Origin of the sequence: Sinomicrobium weinanense, from assembly GCF_018863395.1 — a bacterium.
In the GTDB taxonomy this organism is placed as follows: domain Bacteria; phylum Bacteroidota; class Bacteroidia; order Flavobacteriales; family Flavobacteriaceae; genus Sinomicrobium; species Sinomicrobium weinanense.
Genome location: NZ_JAHKRR010000001.1, coordinates 253,745 through 272,357, shown reverse-complemented (window position 1 = coordinate 272,357; position 18,613 = coordinate 253,745). Strand labels below are relative to the sequence as shown.

Here is an 18,613-nt window from a genome sequence, read left to right as displayed (position 1 = left end):
AGAAAACAGGGGGATACAATACTGGTTATTGATACTTTCCTGTTTCCATGGTTGGTTGTGTATGAACCGTTTGTTCCGTTTTGATCTTCGTGCCGATAAAACTGACACGGGAACCGTGATTCTATATTTCGGAAGCAGAACCTCTTTCAAGGAACAATCTGGTATCCGGATGTTTTCTTAAGATGGTGGCTGGACATTCAGTACTGATCGGATGATAAAGGGCGTTGTGAACGGCCCGGGCCTTTCTTTCATCAGGCACTACACAGCTAATCGCTTTGCAGTTTAATATGGCCGTTATGGTTAGGGTCAGAGCTTGTTTGGGAACATCCTCCATAGTAGGGAACCACCCTTCGTTGATCTGCTGGTTTTTACATGCTTCGTCCAGCGTTACCAACTTCACCAGCTTCGGATCATTAAAATCGGCTACCGGAGGATCGTTAAAGGCAATATGGCCATTTTCTCCTATACCGATACAGGCAATATCTATGGGATGCTTTTGCAACGCATTGGAGTATCGCCGGATCTCTTGTTCCACATCTTCAGCATCCCCGTTCAAAAAGTATATTTTTTTTGGAGCAACCTCGTCCAATATTCGTTCTTTCAGATACCTGCGAAAACTGGCTGGGTGTTTTTCCGGGATACCCCTGTATTCATCCAGGTGAAAAACCGTTATTTTTTGCCAATCAATTTCTTTTTCCTTAAAAGCCTCCAGAAAGGTGAATTGAGAAGATCCCGTTGCCAGAATAAGGTTCGCATAACCTTTCAGGTCAATGGCCTCTTTCACTTTTCGCTCTACAAAATCGGCAGCGGCGCTCCCCATGGCATCGGGATTTTCATAAATGGATACTGGTATGTTCTCAATGATAAGATCAGTCTTCATGAGCTATCGTATTATATTTTAATTTCATTTAAAAAAAGGAGGTGCAACCCCGGTTTGTTATTCCGCTATAATCATCATATAAGGCCATTGATACAAGCTGTTTTTTATGAATGATACAGCCTCAGAGGAGTCTTTATGGTTTAACTGTTCACCTGTATTAATCTGTTGGTGGGATCTTTCTTATTTTAATATTTTTAAACCAGGCATCATCTTTATGATTTTGAAGGACAATATGTCCTTTCCGTTTTTCCAAAAACTGGGGAATGTCTTTATACTTACTGTTCTGAAACAGGGAATCCAGTTCGGGGGAGCCCAATTCACAGGTTAGTACTTTGGTTCCGTTCAGCCAATGTTCTACGAGATTACCATTCACGGATATTCTGCTGGAATTGTATTCTCCCACTGGATTGACCCGGGCATTTTTCGGGGCCACCAGATCGTACAGGCCACCGGTGTACTGGGAAGGTTTTAGTTTACCGGCATACTCACTGTCTTTATCATCGAGTAATTGGTATTCGAACCCGAGGGCGGAGTATTTGGAATCGTAGTTTTGCGACATTTCTTCGGACACATTATATTTTACCCCGGTATTTCCCTTTTTGGAGATCTTCCATTCAAAATATAACTCATAGTTGTCAAAAGAGTCCCTGGTCATTAGATCCCCGCCCTCAACGGGCTGCCCATCCGGAAGGGATGGGACTTCGCCACTGTTCAGTTTCCGGATCGTGCCGTCCTCGATCCTCCAGTGTTCATTCTGGACGGTATTCCTACCGAGACTGCGCCACCCGTCAAAGGTTTTACCGTCGAACAACAACTCCCATCCTTCACTTATTTCAGTAGCAGACAATATATTATCCTCACCTTTGGACTGTTGGCGACTTTTTTTCTCCTGTTCTGTTTTACAGCCGAGTAAAAATAAAGAGGGGATCAGAATCCCTAAAAGCAACTTGTTCATTTTTTTTTGTTTTTAAGACTTCATTTAATTTTTCAACTGCTAAAGTTTGTCGTTAACAGGTTCCTGGAGCTTTATATGATAATCTATATTTTCTTTGATAATGATATCAAGGGGTACGTGCCGGATTTTCGCAGGGGTTTTCTTTTGGACAAAAAATTCAAATAGTGTCTTAACGGCCATTGCCCCCTGGGAAATTGGCCTTTGGGAAATAAGAAAATCAATATTTCCGTTCTTCATTTCAAGAATATTGGCTTCCAGCATATCAAATCCGATCAATTTGATCGGGAGCTCATGCATAGCGTGATACTTTGCGATGATATGGGCTCTGGAATTTGTAACGAACACTCCCTTGGTCTCCGGATTTTTAATATAGTATTTTGTTAATTCCCGGGTTATATCTGCCTCTTCTATTGAGGGGACGGTAACGGAATTTATTTTTCCGTTGCCCAGGTCTTTCGAAGAACTGAAAAATTCGCGGAAGCCCTTCTCTATTATGTTAATATGACTGTTCTCAAGGCCCTTTACAAAATTTAGTATCAGGATGTCGTCAAAACTGTTTAACATTGAACTCATGAGCTTGCCGGCCACATGACCGCTTCCCTTAAGATCCGGGCCTATATAAGAAAGGTTCTTTTGATTCGGGATAACCGCATCAATGAAGACATAGGGAATTTTTTTCTCATCGAGCTTTTTAATGAACAAAAGGCTCTCCTTCTCAAAAAGAGGGGCTAAAATTACGCCGTCGGGATTCATATCGATGATCGCATCCGCTTTTTCTACAAAACTCAATTCGTCAAAAAGGCTGTATTCCATGGCATGGCATTCAAGGCCGTAATCCCTGTAATCTACAACAGCTTCTGTTACGCCACGCTTGGGCAGGCTCCAATAGCTGTTTGGGTGGGTCGTCCCCGGAAAAAGACTGCAAATAACAAACTGTTGCCCCAAAGCCAGGGTCCTTGCCAATAGATTCGGGTTGAAATTCAGCTTTTTGATCGCCTCCTCAACTTTTTTCTGTTTATCAGGCGAGACCTTCCCTCTTTTGTGTATCACCCGGTCAACGGTTCCAATAGAGACATTTGCATAATCGGCAAGGTCCTGAATTGTTGTTTTTCTTTTTGTGCTCACTTTTTTTAAATAAAGGAATATGGTATATCAATTATTATGTGTAGGCACACAAATATATATATATTATAGTTAACCAGGAAAGATAATTAGTCTTTTTTAATAATTTTTTCGATAAAACACGGTTTTTTGTCATTAATATGTGTAGGCACACATTTTTTTAGGTTTTCCCTTGTTTGTTTAAAAAATTTTGTTAATTTCGGAACTCATTAATTAAATAATTGCTTTTTTTGAAATGCCAGCACATGGTCTTTTCAGACAAAATTGCAGTCAACCTTTTAAATGGCAAAATCAGGAAACCTATACTTCTTAATAATTGAAAATCAAATATTATCAATGAGTTATAGTTTAGTGTAGTTTTATTTAAAAACGGTTTTTTTATAGTTTTTTCTCAAACAGGCTTAAGTTGTTTCCATAAAATGACTTAAGCCTTAGGAGCTACTTTCTGATCAAAAGATCGGAGTGTTTAATATAAAAAACACATTTACAAATATTTAAACTGTAAATAGCAATAAATTCACTTGATTCCTAGTCGATTTTACACAAATTGTGTGTGCGCACACATTTAATAATACAAGCTTATAAAGAATTATATCCTGAAGAAAAACCTTGTTGTTCAGGAATCCATTTATTTCAAAATATAAAATATAACCAAATAATTAACCAGCCTAAATAAGATCATTATATGTACAGATTAAAATCAATTATAGGTAGTGGCATTGCTGTCATGGGGCTCTTTCTTCCGGTACATGGTATGTGCTGTAATACTGTAAAAGTGCTCAGTGCTTTTGGAGGCATGGAAATGACGGATAACGGGGTGCCCGGCACTAATGAAATTGACCAGCCGGGTACCGTTCAGGGCTGGGAAGTAACAGGTGAAGTATTGGATAAGGCAGGGGTGCCATTGCCTGGGGCTACTATTATGGAAAAGGGCACTTCTAACGGGACCACTACGGATTTTGACGGAAATTTTTCATTAACAGTTTCTGATGAAGATGCCATTCTCCTCATATCGTATATTGGATATATTACACAGGAGGTTGCCGTCAAGAGCCAAAAACAAATAGAGGTTACTTTGGAAGAAGACGCTCAAAAACTGGATGAAGTGGTCGTGGTAGGCTATGGTACACAGAAAAAAAAGGATCTGACAGGCGCTATTACAAGTGTTAATGTAGCTGACATGCCTCCTTCGGCAAATACCAATGTTGTACAGGCGATGCGGGGACAAACAGCAGGCCTGAATGTCGATGGAGGCTCTATGGCAGGGAGTGAGCCCAGTTTTTCCATTAGGGGAAACACCTCCTTGTCGGCCAGTAATGGTCCTTTAATTGTATTGGACGGAATAATTTATAATGGGACCCTGTCCAGTATAAATGTCACCGACATCGAGAAGATCGACATTCTGAAAGGAGCCAGTGCCGCTGCGGTCTATGGTTCCAGGTCTGCAAACGGGGTGGTGCTTATTACCACCAAAAAAGGAAAGAGGGGCGAAAGGCCCAGGATCAATTTCAGTACCTATGCAGGGCTCCAGGGGTATACCAATAACCCGGTGAAATATATGAACGGGGAGCAATATGCAAAAAGGCTGGTCGATTATAATTATTTCCAGGGTTTGTATGGTTGGTATGGAAAACAGCCCACAGGACCGGGTGATCAGGGTGGAAAACCTGTTCATCCCGGCTATAACGAACAAAGTATTCTCAATGTTTTAAAATCCGACGATGAAAGGGCCAACTATCTCGCAGGGAATGAAATTAATTGGATCGATGAAGTGACCAGGACCACACCGATATCCAATTATAACCTCAGCATTTCCGGCGCCGGTGAAGGCTTTTCGTATTATGTTTCAGGGTCGTCTACAAACCAGAAAGGAGTTTTGGTAGGAGATCAGTTTAAAAGGAATACGCTGAACAGTAAAGTGGAAGGAGACATACTGAACTGGGTTACCGTCGGGGCTAACATGTTGTATTCCTATCAGGACCTTTCAGGATTGGAGGCACCGCTCTCGTCAGCTTTAAATGCCAGTCCCCTGGCCAGCAAATTCGATGAAAACGGGATGTATCCCACCCGGTTTAACCAGGAATTCTTAATGGCACATCCGCTGCGTTATGAATATGTTGACAACGATGATATCCGAAAAAATTTATTCGCCACTGCTTATGTAAAAATAGAGGTGCCCGGCATAGCGGGGCTGAATTATAATTTTAATTACTCCAATAATACAACGACCCGAAAGAACAGGACTTTTTATCCAAGTACGGTAGAAGAGGCTTCTGCGGTAAACGGTCGGGGAAAAATTGAAAATAACGAACGGACAAATTGGATATACAATCATATTTTGAACTATCGGAAGAATATTGCTGAAAAGCATGATGTAGATATCACCCTGGTGTACACCAGGGATCATACTTCATGGGATGGGTCTTCTATGGATGCCAACAGATTTACAAGCGAAGTTCTGGGGTTTAATGATATGGGACTGGCAGAGCAATATACTATTGGTTCCGGAGCATGGGAAGAAAGTACTCTGGGTTATATGGCCCGGATAAATTACGGGTTTGACAGTCGTTATCTTCTTACGGGAACCTACCGGAGGGATGGCTATTCCGGATTTGGGAGGAAAAACAAGTTTGTAGATTTCTTTGCACTTTCCGCGGCATGGAATATTGCGGAGGAAACTTTTATGAAAGGAACATCAGAATGGCTCGACTTATTAAAATTAAGAGTCTCCCATGGTGAAAACGGAAACCAGGGAATAGGAGCGTATTCCAGTTTGTCGAGATTAAGTGCCAGATATTATGCCTTTGGTTCGGGATCTGCAATCGGTACACTCCCCTCCTCTATGGGAAACCCGGGCTTAAGCTGGGAGACCACCGTATCTACAAATATCGGCCTGGATTATTCATTTTTAAACAACAGGATCTCAGGTTCCGTTGAAGTCTATAAGGCAGATACAAAAAATGTATTGGTAGAACGATCGTTGCCGGGCGCTACCGGGTATAAAAGTGTATGGGCCAATATCGGGGAAATAGCCAATAAAGGGGTCGAAGTCGAATTATCGACCGTTAACCTCGACGGCCCGTTGCGGTGGGAAAGCAGGTTTGTATTCTCATTAAACCGCAACAAAATCATTGAACTCTACGGAGATGGCAGGGATGATATTGGCAACGGCTGGTTTATAGGCGAACCCATCGGGGCCATATACGATTATAAACGAACAGGGGGGGTATGGTCTGAGGAAGAACTGTACAATGGGGAAACGCTTGATGATTTTTATCCCGGCCAATTTAAGCTCGCAGACCTGAACGGCGATAACAGGATCACTGCAGACGACAGGACCATTGTTGGGAACACCGAACCGAAATACAGGTTTAGTATCAGTAACAGCCTGTCGTACAATAACCTGTCGTTGTCCTTCCTTATCAATTCTGTTCAGGGAGGTAACGGGTACTATATAGGAGATCTTAAGTACCTTCTGGAGGCCACTTCAAGTTTTGATTATGCCCAAAGAGCCAATCAGCCTGCAATCAGGGAGAACTGGACGCCCGACAACGGGGTTGATAATGCCCCGGCCATTTATAATTATCCCAGTGTATCCTCGGGAAATTATCAGGACAGGAGTTTTGTGAGATTACAGGACCTTTCCATAAGTTACAGATTTAACCAGAATATTTTAGACACCCTGAAGGCACAGGATCTTCAGGTTTATGTGAGCGGGCAAAATCTCTACACCTGGACCAATTGGGAAGGATATGACCCTGAAAGCGGAAATTCCTTAATGATCAGGAACATCAGCTTGGGACTTAGGTTAAGTTACTAAGGTTAATGGATTTCAATTATAAAATAAAAAATCGGTAATGGTAAATATAAATATCTTAAAGGTTTGGGGCAGCGGAAGGACAATGGCCGTAATATTTATGGTATTGACGCTTTGTCTCGCTTGCAGTGATGAAAAGTTCCTGGAAGAGGAACCACTGGATTTTTTAACACCTTCGAATGCCTATACTACTCCGGACGGGATAGAATCCGGACTGATCGGCATATACTCGGATATTCGTGCAAAATGGTTCATGAGGGCCAATGAGGCTTATACCTTACATGGAAATGGTACCGACGTAGGCTATGACGGGGAAACTCCGGGCGGGCAGCGATTTTTAACGAATTATGAAACCAGTGTTACACCTCAGTCGTCAGTAATACAGCGTTGGTGGGATAGCGCCTACAAGCATATTCAGTCTGCAAATATCATTATCGGGTCCATTGACCAAATAGAGGGCGATTTGTGGGAAAATGAGGCCGAAAAAAATTCATTGCTGGCCGAAGCCATGTTCTTCAGGGCGTGGTCATATCGCTTTGCGGTTACCTTGTGGGGAGATGTACCCCTGGTCACTGAGGTCATAGAAGAAGCAAAAGTAGATTTTACAAGAGCACCCAAAGAAAAGGTTTACAAACAGATGGAAGAAGACCTGGTCTTTGCAACCGAAAACCTGCCACCTCCCGGGGCCGAAGTTTCACCGGGGCGTTTGACCCGGGGTGCGGCTTTACATTTATTGACCGAGGTATATCTCGCCCAGGGCAAATGCGATCTGGCCATTGATACGGCAACCAGGGTCATCGATGAATTTGGTTATAGCCTGATGACAGAGCGCTTTGGAGAACAAAATGATGTACTGGGGTCAGGAGACGTATACTGGGACCTTTTCCGGTATGGCAACCAAAACCCTCCATTAAATACCGAAGCCATCTGGACCATTCAGTTTGAGCCGAATCTTGAATTGGGGGGCTCAGACCACTATTGGTCTGGAATATATGGTCCCCGCCTTTCCAAACTGGGGGCTGCCCCGGACGGGAAGCCCGCATTTATCAATACCTATTCCGATACATTGGGTGTACAGGTAGCGAGAACCCGTGGAACAAACCTGGTTTTTTACGATGTGTGGAAGGGCAATTGGCACAACGATATACGCAATGCTGAACATAATATAAAGCGGAATTTCTATTACGAAAATCCGGAGTCTGAATACCATGGTAAAAAAATTGACCTTTCGGAATACGCACCAGGCTCCAGAAATCAGTTGAAGGATACTACCAATTACATTTACCCCTTTTTTATGAAAGGTTGGGAGCCCGTAGTGCAGGCCACAATTGCCGATCCTGACCGCGGCGGCGGCGGTGCTGTTTCTACCGATTTCTATGCGATGCGTTTGGCGGAAACCTATCTTTTAAGGGCAGAAGCCTATTTATGTCATAATAACGATCAGGTTGCAGCCGCCAGGGATATTAATAAGGTCAGGAGTCGTGCCCATGCAAACCCTGTTTTACCGGAAGATGTGGATATTGATTATATCCTGGACGAACGGATCCGGGAACTCTATTTTGAAGAATGGAGATTGTTGACCCTGATGCGTACGGACAAGTTGATCGAAAGGACCAGAAAATATCATGATAATCCCATGTTACCGGGGGCTAATATCCAGGATTATAATAACTTGTTTCCGATTCCGCAGGACCAAATTGATCTAAACATAGAATCGGAATTTAATCAAAATCCCGGCTATCATTAAGGATTATGGGCAATAGCGGGGCTAATTCATTAAAGCGGATAAGGTATATAAAATAGCTTTTGCCACTTATATAACAACAATAACAATTCTAAACCAATGGAAAATAAACGACGTAATTTTATAAAATCGACTGCATTAGCAGGATTAGGAGTGGGTCTGGCAGGAAATATCTCAATGTATGCGAACAGCAAAAGAAATACAGGGGGCAGGATTGGGATCATTGGACTGGACACCTCCCATGTAACCGCTTTTACCAAAGCGATCAACGATACGGGACGGCCCGAATTTGAGGGGTTTACGGTAGTTGCTGCCTATCCCACCAAAGGAAGTGCGGATATGCCGGCCAGTATAGACAGGTTGTCCATGTTCACGGAACAGGTGAATGCCATGGGGGTGGAAATAGTCAATTCAATTGAGGTGCTCATAGGTAAGGTAGATTTCGTGTTGCTGGAATCTGTGGATGGCAGAAGACATTTCGATGAAGCATTACCCGTGTTAAAAGCGGGGAAACGTATGTTTATCGATAAACCGGTATCCGGTAACCTGGCCGGGGCCATAACAATTTTTGAGGCATCAGAAAAATACAATGTACCCGTATTTTCGGCCTCAAGCACCAGGTTTGCCCCGGAGTCCGTAGAAATAGCAAAAGGTAAGGCTACCGTTGGTAAGGTACTGGGGGCCCACACCTACGGCCCTGCGAAAAAGCAGGTGGAGCATATGGACCTGGCGTTTTACGGAGTTCACGGTGTCGAAGCGCTTTTTACATTAATGGGAACGGGTTGCAAAGAAGTAACAAGGTTTGACACCCCGGTATCCAATGTGGTCACCGGGGTATGGGACGATGGCAGGATAGGGATTTTCACAGCTACCCCCGAAGGAGGGAAAGCCTCTTTCGGAGGAGTGGTCCATGGAAGCAAAGGAGTGGCGGAAAAGGTGAAGATATTGGATGGGTATGACCCCTTGCTTGTAAAGATCATTGATTATTTCAGAACAGGAACAGTACCGGTCAGTAAAGAAGAAACGCTGGAGATCTTTGCCTTTATGGCCGCGGCAGATGAAAGCAAGCTGCGGAACGGAAAGCCGGTTACACTGGAAGAGGTGATGCATAAAGCAACAAAAGATGCCAGGAAAATGTAGAAGGCTTAAAAGAAAAATAAGACTTGTTTAAGACCTTAATATCGATTGTTGTACAAGGTATAAGGAGCATAAAGGTCATAATGATCAGGCTCTATACATCATAAGAAAACTGTAATATTAAATAATTTAAAATATCAAAAAAATATCACATGGAAAATAAAAGAAGGTCATTTATAAAAAAAACGGTGATGGGCATATCAGCAGTCTCCATTGGAGGGGTACTGCCCGGCTTCAGTGCCAAAAGCTATGGCAGTATATTAGGGGCCAATGAACGTCTCAAGGTGGCCAGTATGGGTGTTAACAGCAGGGGCAATGCCGTTGGGGCCAACTTTGCCATGCAACCCAATTGCGAAGTTTTATATTCTTGCGATGTAGATACCAGGGCATCCGAAAAGTTTATCAATACGATCGCCAAAATCCAGGACAAGAAACCCAAACATGCTACGGACTTCAGGAAAGCCCTCGATGACAAGGACGTGGATATTTTAATAGTGGCGGCACCGGACCACTGGCATGCTCCGGCAGCTATAATGGCATGCAAGGCAGGGAAACACGTTTACCTGGAAAAACCTGCCAGCCACAACCCACATGAAGGAGAACTGGCCGTGGCAGCGGCAAAAAAGTACGATCGCGTAGTCCAGATGGGAAATCAGCGCCGTTCATGGCCCAATGTCATAGCTGCTATTGAAGAACTTAAACAAGGAATTATCGGCAGGCCTTACTTTGCCAAAACCTGGTATGCCAACAACAGGCCTTCCATAGGAACCGGAAAAACCACCGAAGTGCCTTCGTGGCTGGATTTTGATCTATGGCAAGGGCCTGCCCCGCGTGAGGCCTTCAGGGATAATATCGTTCACTATAACTGGCACTGGTTTTGGAACTGGGGCACCGGTGAAGCCCTGAACAATGGCACCCATTTTGTTGATCTGGCCCGGTGGGGATTGGGAGTGGACTACCCGACCAGGGTGAGTTCAAATGGTGGCAGGTACCGTTATAACGACGATTGGGAGACACCGGATACACAGGTCATAAATCTGGAGTTCCCTAACAACACCTTAATGACATGGGAAGGGCGTAGTTGTAATGGTCGTTCTGTTGAAGGAGGAGGTGTCGGGGTCATGTTTTATGGCGAAAACGGCTCCATGGTCATTGAAGGAGGCAACTCTTATAAGGTGTACGACCTGAAAAATAAACTGACCAAGGAAGTAAAAGGCAGCCGTAAAATCGGAACGGGAAATTTGTCGAACCCGTCGCAGGATCTCGACGTGCTGCATATCCAGAATCTGTTTAATGCCATCCGAAAAGGAACATCCTTAAATTCGGATATTACCGGAGGGCACAAAAGTACCTTGCTGGTCCAACTTGGCAACATTGCCCTTCGTTCCGGTAGTACTTTGGACATTGATCCCGGCAATGGCCACATCCTGAACAATGATGAAGCTATGAAATATTGGCGCAGGAATTACGCACCCGGATGGGAAAAGGTTTTATCCTGATCCGTAATTTTTCGGGGATGCTGCGCTGGTTTTTCAGTCGGATCGCCGGTTGTAATAGTTCCGACCGGAACGAACACATCTCCGTTGGAAGCAGGCACCTTTCCACCCCAAACGATATAGGGGCTAACGGGGACGATACCGTTCGCGGTCCAAACCGATGCACGACCATTAGAAACGAACACGTTTCCGGTCAAAACGATATCGTGACTAACGAAAACCATACTGTGACCAGCCGAAACGGATGTGCAACCATTAGAAACGAACATGTTTCCAATCAGAACAATACCATTACTAACGCAGACCATACCCTGGCCGGCCGAAACGGATGCGCGATCATTAGAAACGAACATGTTTCCAGTCAGAACGATACCGTTGCTAACAGAAACCATACCGTGACCGGCCACCGCGATATCCTTTCGGCCAACAACAAAACCCCGGCCATGCGCCGGGGTTTCCTGGTGACCCGGAACGATGCCGTTCCGGCATAAAACGTTTTAGAGGTTGATGGGGTTATCCTGGAAGAGAACACCCCCGCCCATTTCACCCCTCCCCCCTCTCAAGAGAGGAGCTGTAACGCTTTTAAAATAAACAGGGCTCCCTTACTTCGGCTTTAGTTTATCCCGGCGACATCAGTTTCCGAACATAATACCCATCAACCTGGCGCCTATTGTTTCCATATCGGATTTTCCTTCGTAAACCGGTTGGCTCTGCATGATCTCCATATCGGAATCATTTACCGGGCCCGGGCTTACCTTTTTAAATTCATAGACCATGGGCATATCTGACTGACTGTCGTGGTAAACGGCAATTTTCATGATCCCGTGTTCCTCTTCCAGGTAGTACGGGTGTATAAAATTGAGGGATTCGGGCATCTGTTCCGAAGTCCAGACTTCCAGTTTTCCTATGCCCATAGGAGAAGCATTTTTTAACGTATATACAGCCTTACTGCATTGATATCCCGCTATTTCTTCGGTCTCACCGGTTGGCTTCCTGTCATACATTTCCAGGTCTATCCTGGCCTGGAGCTGGCTTTCTCCAAAAAAGTCCTTGTCATAATTGAATGTAACCTGGTTGTCCTTATCGGATTGCGATTGAATAAACACCGTCCCGGTCTCATTACTTCCGTTCAATGTATTTTCCAGGTGATACATCAAACCGTCACATTTTGCCGTAGCCCGATTTCCCCTGACAAAAATTTCATTGTTCAGCATCGGGAGAAACATGATCTGCATGGCAAGCACGGGATTTGCGCTCATTACTTTTTGTATGTTTTCCGCTTCTTCGGCAGACAATTCTTTAGTGTACTTTTTTAGTTGTTGCTGTATATCCCCCTGTGAAGGGTCTACCCTGTTCAGCACTTCGCTTAAACGGTTTCCCCGGAAATAGATCTGTATATCTATTTTTCCTTCGGTGAAGTTTTCTTTAATATTCTTTATTTCCGTGGTTTCCTCCCCTTTCATGGAAAGCAACTGCTCTTGTTTTGATCCTTTTTTACATGAAATAACACACAAAAAAACCACTAAAAGAATTATTCCGTTTTTCATTTTACACGTTGTTTATTGTTTTATGAGCTCCACTCTCCTGTTTTTGGCCCTTCCTTCTTCCGAACCGTTGTCTGCGATGGGGTCCTGGGCACCGAACCCCCGGGATGACAATCTCGATCCGTCTATACCCAATGAAACCAATTCATCCAACACCGATTGTGCCCTGTCTTCAGACAGTTCCTGGTTGTGTGTGTTACCTCCGGAGTTGTCGGTATATCCGTGAATGGCTACTTTGAGGTCCTCATTGCCCTGTAATGCCTTGGCTATTTCATCGACAGCTTCTTTTCCTTCGGGTTTCAGGGTAGCTTTGTCCAGGTCGAAATTGATATACAATACAGCCTTTCCCTTCTCTTCCAGGTCTTTCCGTATCTCGTCCGATTTCAGGATAGAGATCGTCTGTTTAAAAGGTTCCTCCTGAAGGATATTGAGTTTTCCGGCTGCCGAATCTCCCGTAAGCTGTATATAAATATTACCGCCATCCGGCCGGCGGATGACATATACTTTTATTTTTTCCCCGACATAACCGATAGAACCGTCTTCTCCCATATATTGTGCATCCTCATGGTACCTTTCATATTCTTCATGATTTATTTTCCCGTCAAAGATCTTAACGCCGCCCGCCGATATAATGGCCTCGTCATAACTTTTGAGGAAATAGGGCAAAGACCAGTCCTTGTATCCCCCTTCGGCAGAAACATATGTTTTCCAGACCTTTCCTTCCAGGGGGGTCATGATACTGTCTATGGGAAAATACAACACATCATACTTTCTGTTGATAGGCCGGTTGGTTGTTTTAAGCCCTTCGGGAAGGCTGAAGAACGGGAAATCCCCCAGGTCGGCATCTGAAACGGCAATCTTTTCGATATCGAATTTGGCAGTATCTGTTCCGGGCCCGGTTTTGGCCTCGGCTTCTGTTGTTTTGGTTTCCGTATGATCTTCTGCAACGGGCGATTCCTTGTTTTCTTCCGGCCCTGTTGCGTCTTTTTTGTTTTCCCTGCTGCCGTTACACGCCAGTAAAAGAGACATCACAATAAAGCTAATGAGTAGTTTTTTCATTTAAATTGTTTTTTAGCCCCCTAAATTACAACCATTTACAACAACGCACAATGGCTGTAATTGTAAAATATCCGCCTTCCGGCAAAGACAGGCCATGAGGTTTCTTATTACCGGGCTATTCAGGTTTATCTTTGTCAAACAGTTTTCCATTGATCCCCGCCAGTTCTCCGGAACGGATGGCCGGAATGATCTCAATCTCGTAATTGCCATTCCCCGGGCCGGCAACAATGGCATAAAACCGTTCTCCCCTTCTTTTGTTCCCCTTAGCGGAAAACCTCAAAATACGGAGGCTCCTGCCGGTCAGGTCGTGGTCCCCGGATAACAGCCGGTCACCAGCCTCACTGAGCCCCAATGCAGAGTTTGCTTTGCCGGAAGCATCCTGTCCTGTATTGTAGGTTCCGGCCGAGTTGTATTCCGCACCGGTCCGGGCAATACTTTTGCCGGCGTCACCTACTTTTTTTACCGCCTTCTTCAGCCATCCTAACTTTTTCTCGGTAGTGCTTATCATATATTTAAAATCTCCCGATCCATCGGAAGGATATCCTATGAGCAGATCATCCCCTACCCTGTATTCTATTCCCCGGGTGTCTGTAAATGTTTCTTTGTCCCGCATCTGTTGCCCGAAGGACGTCTTTACGGAAAGCAATGCAATCAGCAATGCTATTTCTACGGTGAAGTAAATTCGTTTCATCTGTCTGTAATTTAAGGTGTTGTTGATTATTAACTCATTATGTTCTTTACATTTATAAATGATATTGTGCTATGGTCCTGGCACAATTCCTTTTTCATTTATAATGAGCCATCCCGGTCTTTTGAAACCGTTCAGGTCCTGTTTCGGCAATACTTCATACCATACTTCAGCAGGATCACTCGGAAATACCGGGGGACGGGCTCCGGAGGGGAAAAATGAGTCAGGGGGATAGGGATAAGACCCGGGGCAGTTTCTTAATCCAGGTTGAATTTTACCCCGGCGGCAATGACCAGCTGATCAAAATCTCCGAGTACATATTTGATCTCCGCAAAGGGCAAAAAGCCCTGGCCTATATGAAAATTGGCCCCGGCCCCCAGGTTCAGGCCAACTTCGCCGTTACTGCCGCTACCGCTGAAACCGGCAACGTCATTGTCGATCTTTGCTTTCACATGAGTATAATTTAATCCTCCGAGGCCGTAAAATCCTATGTTCTCTTCTTCGACAAAATAGTAGTTTACATTTCCGTTGAGTTCAAACACATTTGTTTTTATACCGTGTTCCTTTTTCGGGAAATAAAACCCGATATCGGGGGCAATGACCAGTTTGTCCAGAATGGGGATCTCGGCCGTGGCTCCAATTCCAAAGGTTTCGATCTCGCTTCCGTACATCAGCTTTCCGCCGATACGCGTATCGTTCTGGGCAAATGTTAGCTGGTATGTTAATAAAAGTAATCCTGCACTGAGTAAAAATGATTTCATAATATTCAAAATTTTTAAAGTTTTACCGGGAAAACAACAATTGCTTTCTATAAGTCAAACGAATAGGATATTCCCAGTTCTATGAATCCGTTGTCTGTGGCCGTTGCGGTAGATTCTTCTACCACTTCTCCGTTCCGGTAAATTTTCAATGTAATGCTTTCTCCCTCTGCTCCGGGATTGTCAACCCCACTATTACCTGCGGCCAATGCAATAGCCGAGATATCGCTATCGACAGTCAACGACTCGGACCAGGGCAAAGAATTTACATTAATGGTTTGACTATTGCCGCCTTTATCTGAATAGACAACGGTTAATCTTCCGGCGTAATTCCCGGTTATTTCATACTTGATATTTCTCGGTTCCGAAGCGGAATCATCATCAGACGAGCAGGAAATAAGACAAAAAGAAAGTGAAAACACCAATAAATAAATAGTTTTTTTCATAATTATTTGTTTGAATTTTAATTAAGTTCAAAATTATGAGGTGCCGGGTAAAAGAACAATCCTTAAAAACAAGTGTTTTTTTCTACTGGTTTTCCAGTATTTTTAACAGGGAAGAACCGAGTAATAAAACTAATTCTTAAATTGCATTTATGACTCGCAATAGCTACCTCTTTTTTCATCTCTTTTTTCAAGGTATTTTTGTCTGTTTGGCACAAGCGCCTTCTTTAGATATGTCTGCTTATGCAGACAGCCTAGAACAAATTCTAAGTAGTGAAAAGAACGACAGTATTAAGGCAGGTACAAATTTGCAGTTGATCAACTATTGGTTATATAAGGACTCGACCAAAGCAAGACAATACTTAGATCAGGGTAGAGTATTAAGTAAAGGCTATCCCTACTTATACGCCATGTCCTATTACAGTGAAGGCCTCTTCTATTTTAATTATGACGAACATAAAAGTAAAGTAGCCTACCTTATGGCCGATAGCTTGTTAAGCAAGTTACAAACCAAAGAAGCCTATGTAAGCAGATCGAATATATGGAACAACATGGCTGTACACCGGCAACGAAATGATGATGACAAGGCACATATTCATATACTGCTGAACAAGGCTATACCTTTAGCGGAGAAAGCGGGAGACAGCGCTACCATGGGAGCGGAATATTCAGCAGTAGGGATATCGTTTATGAATATGGAACAATATGGTAAGGCAGAGACATATTTTAATAAGGCAATTTATTTATTAAGAGGAAAGCGATCCTCATATCCCCGGTTGGTATCGGCTTATGGCCGAGCTGCTGAAAATTACATTTTACTCAAAAAATACCCCAAAGCCAAGTCCGTACTGGATAGTTTGTATGCCATTCTCTCTACTTTTCCTGATTCCGAGCATTACACTTTGTATTATATGACCAAGGGGATGTACCACCACGAACTTAAAGAATACAGCAAAGCATTAGCTAACTTCGATAAAGGGATACAATCCGCAGACGGAACACACAAGGTATATAAAATTCATGAGTTGAAATTTTATAAGATAAGGGCACTTATCGCTTCCCAAAAATATGAACAAGCAAGACTATTACTGACAGAATTCCTGAAAGAGGAAGACATGATGGAATTTTATGGGAACCGGGTGGAAATATATGCCTGCCTAGCAGAGACCTATGCGGGATTGAAAAATATGCAGAATGCTTATCACTGGCAAAAAAAATACAGCACACTAAGTGACAGCCTGCATACCAGCAAACTGAAAAACGACATTAATGCCCTGGAAATAAAATACAATAATGCAGAAAAGGAAAAACAAATAGCCCGGCTTGAGGCCGAAAATGAAATGGCCCTTTTATCTGCCAAAAACAACCGGTTGGTGAATTGGTTATTGGGCATTACCAGCCTGTTTTCCTTCATTGTCATCGTCTATTCCTATTTCTATTATAAAAAAGACAAAAAACTCTCTTTTGAAAAAGAACAAAACTATCAGAACCAGTTAAGCAAATTAAAACAAGAACAACAACTCCTCTCCGCCAGGGCCATGCTCAAGGGAGAAGAACAGGAACGAAAACGGATGGCCCGGGACCTGCACGACGGGTTGGGCGGTATCCTGGCAGGGGTAAAGATGAACCTTTCCGAAGTAGAATCGAGATTGACCAGTACTTTCCATACAGAGGTCAACAAGATCATTTCCAATGTAGACAAATCGCTAAAAGAATTGAGGAGGATTGCGCATAACCTGATGCCTGAATCCTTATTGCGAACAGGATTGGAAGGGGCCCTCGAAGACCTGTGCAAGTCTTATGAAACTGCTTCGTTCAAAGTGGATTACCAACCCTATGAGATCAGGACCACGCTTACAGACAGCGAACAACTCACCATTTACCGTATCGTCCAGGAATTGCTCAACAATGCCTTACGACACAGCAAGGCTTCACTGGTCATTATTCAATGTAGCCAGAACGAAAACAGGTTTTATATTACCGTGGAAGATGACGGAAAAGGGTTTGACCCGGAAGCTCCCAAACACAAAAAGGGGTTGGGACTACGCAATCTGGAAAACCGGGTAAAGACCATGGACGGGACATTGGAGATCGTTTCCGGGAAAAACGAAGGAACTACGGTAAATATTGAACTTTATGTGGGCAGATAAGATCTCAGTTGTCATTGTCGATGACCACTCCATCGTTATCGAAGGGATAAAATCACTATTGCTACTCGATCAGCGTCTGAATATCACGGGCCATTTTACGACAGGTAAAACAGCTTATAATTTCATCGAACGGGAACGCCCGCATGTGGTATTGCTCGATATTAACCTACCCGACATTAACGGTATAGACCTGTGCCGGGAAATAAAGACCGTAGCACCGGAAATAAAAATACTGGCATTGAGCAATCATGCCGAACGCAACATCATTATGCAGATACTTCAAAGCGGTGCTAACGGGTATATGCTAAAAAACGTGTCGCAACAGGAACTACTTAAAGGTATTTCTGCAGTAGTGAAAGGGGATATCTATTTCAGCAATGAGGTCAGGGAAATCATTGCAAAACCCGCTAAATCTGAATTAAAAGGGGTGCCCCGCCTGACCAAAAGGGAAAAACAGGTGTTGGTACTGATCGCGGAAGGAAAAACAACCCAGGAGATCGCCACACAATTAAATGTAAGCCCCCTTACCATAGAAACACACCGCAGAAACCTGCATTTTAAGTTTCAGGTTAAAAATGTGGCCGAGTTGATTATGGCTGCAACCCGGTGTCAATTATTATAATATAGCTCTGTAATTGATCATCATCCAGCTTCCCCAACCACCTATTTCTTCAGATCTCCTATAAAGCGGTTCGAAAATTGTCTTGCCAGGTATACCCTCCGGAACAGTACAGCACAGTACAGATAACAGAAAAAATAAAAGTAAATTTGAAAGGAATTTTTATGATATGATCCAGGTTTAAATCCACATCAGGATCAG

Annotated in this window: 15 protein-coding genes; 7 read left to right on the top strand and 8 right to left on the bottom strand. The window is 43.6% G+C overall.

The window, feature by feature from the left end; genetic code table 11:
* Window positions 1-121: 121 nt before the first annotated feature.
* From KN811_RS01135 to KN811_RS01125, 3 genes are all read right to left on the bottom strand, one after another.
* On the bottom strand, window positions 122-880 hold the full coding sequence (locus tag KN811_RS01135; protein ID WP_187964368.1) for a glucosamine-6-phosphate deaminase: 759 nt from the start codon (window positions 878-880) through the stop codon (window positions 122-124).
* 157 nt (window positions 881-1,037) lie between these two features.
* Window positions 1,038-1,835 (bottom strand): 3-keto-disaccharide hydrolase, encoded by a 798-nt coding sequence (locus KN811_RS01130; RefSeq protein ID WP_187964367.1) that lies wholly within the window; start codon window positions 1,833-1,835, stop codon window positions 1,038-1,040.
* 39 nt (window positions 1,836-1,874) lie between these two features.
* Window positions 1,875-2,960, bottom strand: a complete 1,086-nt coding sequence (locus KN811_RS01125) for a substrate-binding domain-containing protein (RefSeq protein WP_187964366.1) — start codon at window positions 2,958-2,960, stop codon at window positions 1,875-1,877.
* A 682-nt stretch (window positions 2,961-3,642) separates the two neighbouring features.
* On the opposite strand from KN811_RS01125, the gene KN811_RS01120 reads away from it, so the two are divergent.
* The 5 genes from KN811_RS01120 (at window position 3,643) to KN811_RS01100 (ending at window position 11,642) form a co-directional block, all read left to right on the top strand.
* Complete coding sequence (locus tag KN811_RS01120; protein WP_187964365.1) at window positions 3,643-6,777, top strand: SusC/RagA family TonB-linked outer membrane protein; 3,135 nt, start codon at window positions 3,643-3,645, stop codon at window positions 6,775-6,777.
* A gap of 37 nt (window positions 6,778-6,814) precedes the next feature.
* The gene (locus tag KN811_RS01115; RefSeq protein ID WP_187964364.1) at window positions 6,815-8,521 is read left to right on the top strand and encodes a RagB/SusD family nutrient uptake outer membrane protein; all 1,707 of its coding nucleotides are present in this window, start codon (window positions 6,815-6,817) and stop codon (window positions 8,519-8,521) included.
* Between the two features lie 96 nt (window positions 8,522-8,617).
* Window positions 8,618-9,658, top strand: coding sequence for a Gfo/Idh/MocA family protein (locus tag KN811_RS01110; RefSeq protein ID WP_187964363.1), 1,041 nt, complete (start codon window positions 8,618-8,620; stop codon window positions 9,656-9,658).
* A gap of 149 nt (window positions 9,659-9,807) precedes the next feature.
* Entirely contained in the window at window positions 9,808-11,154 is a 1,347-nt protein-coding gene (locus tag KN811_RS01105; protein ID WP_187964362.1) for a Gfo/Idh/MocA family protein, read from the top strand.
* A complete protein-coding gene (locus KN811_RS01100; protein WP_187964361.1) occupies window positions 11,133-11,642 on the top strand; it encodes a hypothetical protein in 510 nt (169 codons plus the stop codon). The genes KN811_RS01105 and KN811_RS01100 overlap by 22 nt, the downstream gene beginning before the upstream one ends.
* A gap of 141 nt (window positions 11,643-11,783) precedes the next feature.
* On the opposite strand, the gene KN811_RS01095 is transcribed toward KN811_RS01100, so the two are convergent.
* From KN811_RS01095 to KN811_RS01075, 5 genes are all read right to left on the bottom strand, one after another.
* Window positions 11,784-12,698, bottom strand: a complete 915-nt coding sequence (locus KN811_RS01095) for a hypothetical protein (RefSeq protein WP_187964360.1) — start codon at window positions 12,696-12,698, stop codon at window positions 11,784-11,786.
* A gap of 12 nt (window positions 12,699-12,710) precedes the next feature.
* Window positions 12,711-13,754, bottom strand: a complete 1,044-nt coding sequence (locus tag KN811_RS01090; protein WP_187964359.1) for an OmpA family protein — start codon at window positions 13,752-13,754, stop codon at window positions 12,711-12,713.
* A 115-nt stretch (window positions 13,755-13,869) separates the two neighbouring features.
* A complete protein-coding gene (locus tag KN811_RS01085) occupies window positions 13,870-14,445 on the bottom strand; it encodes a hypothetical protein (protein WP_187964358.1) in 576 nt (191 codons plus the stop codon).
* Window positions 14,446-14,699: 254 nt separating this feature from the next.
* Entirely contained in the window at window positions 14,700-15,203 is a 504-nt protein-coding gene (locus KN811_RS01080) for an outer membrane beta-barrel protein (protein ID WP_187964357.1), read from the bottom strand.
* A 47-nt stretch (window positions 15,204-15,250) separates the two neighbouring features.
* Window positions 15,251-15,646 carry an MmpS family transport accessory protein gene (locus KN811_RS01075; RefSeq protein ID WP_187964356.1) on the bottom strand — a complete coding sequence of 132 codons (396 nt, stop codon included), beginning with the start codon at window positions 15,644-15,646 and terminating at the stop codon, window positions 15,251-15,253.
* Between the two features lie 149 nt (window positions 15,647-15,795).
* Between KN811_RS01075 and KN811_RS01070 the strand changes: the two genes are divergently transcribed.
* The gene (locus KN811_RS01070) at window positions 15,796-17,793 is read left to right on the top strand and encodes a tetratricopeptide repeat-containing sensor histidine kinase (protein ID WP_187964355.1); all 1,998 of its coding nucleotides are present in this window, start codon (window positions 15,796-15,798) and stop codon (window positions 17,791-17,793) included.
* Window positions 17,780-18,415: a response regulator gene (locus KN811_RS01065; protein ID WP_187964354.1), complete on the top strand. Its 636-nt coding sequence runs from the start codon at window positions 17,780-17,782 to the stop codon at window positions 18,413-18,415. The genes KN811_RS01070 and KN811_RS01065 overlap by 14 nt, the downstream gene beginning before the upstream one ends.
* Window positions 18,416-18,613: the final 198 nt, after the last annotated feature.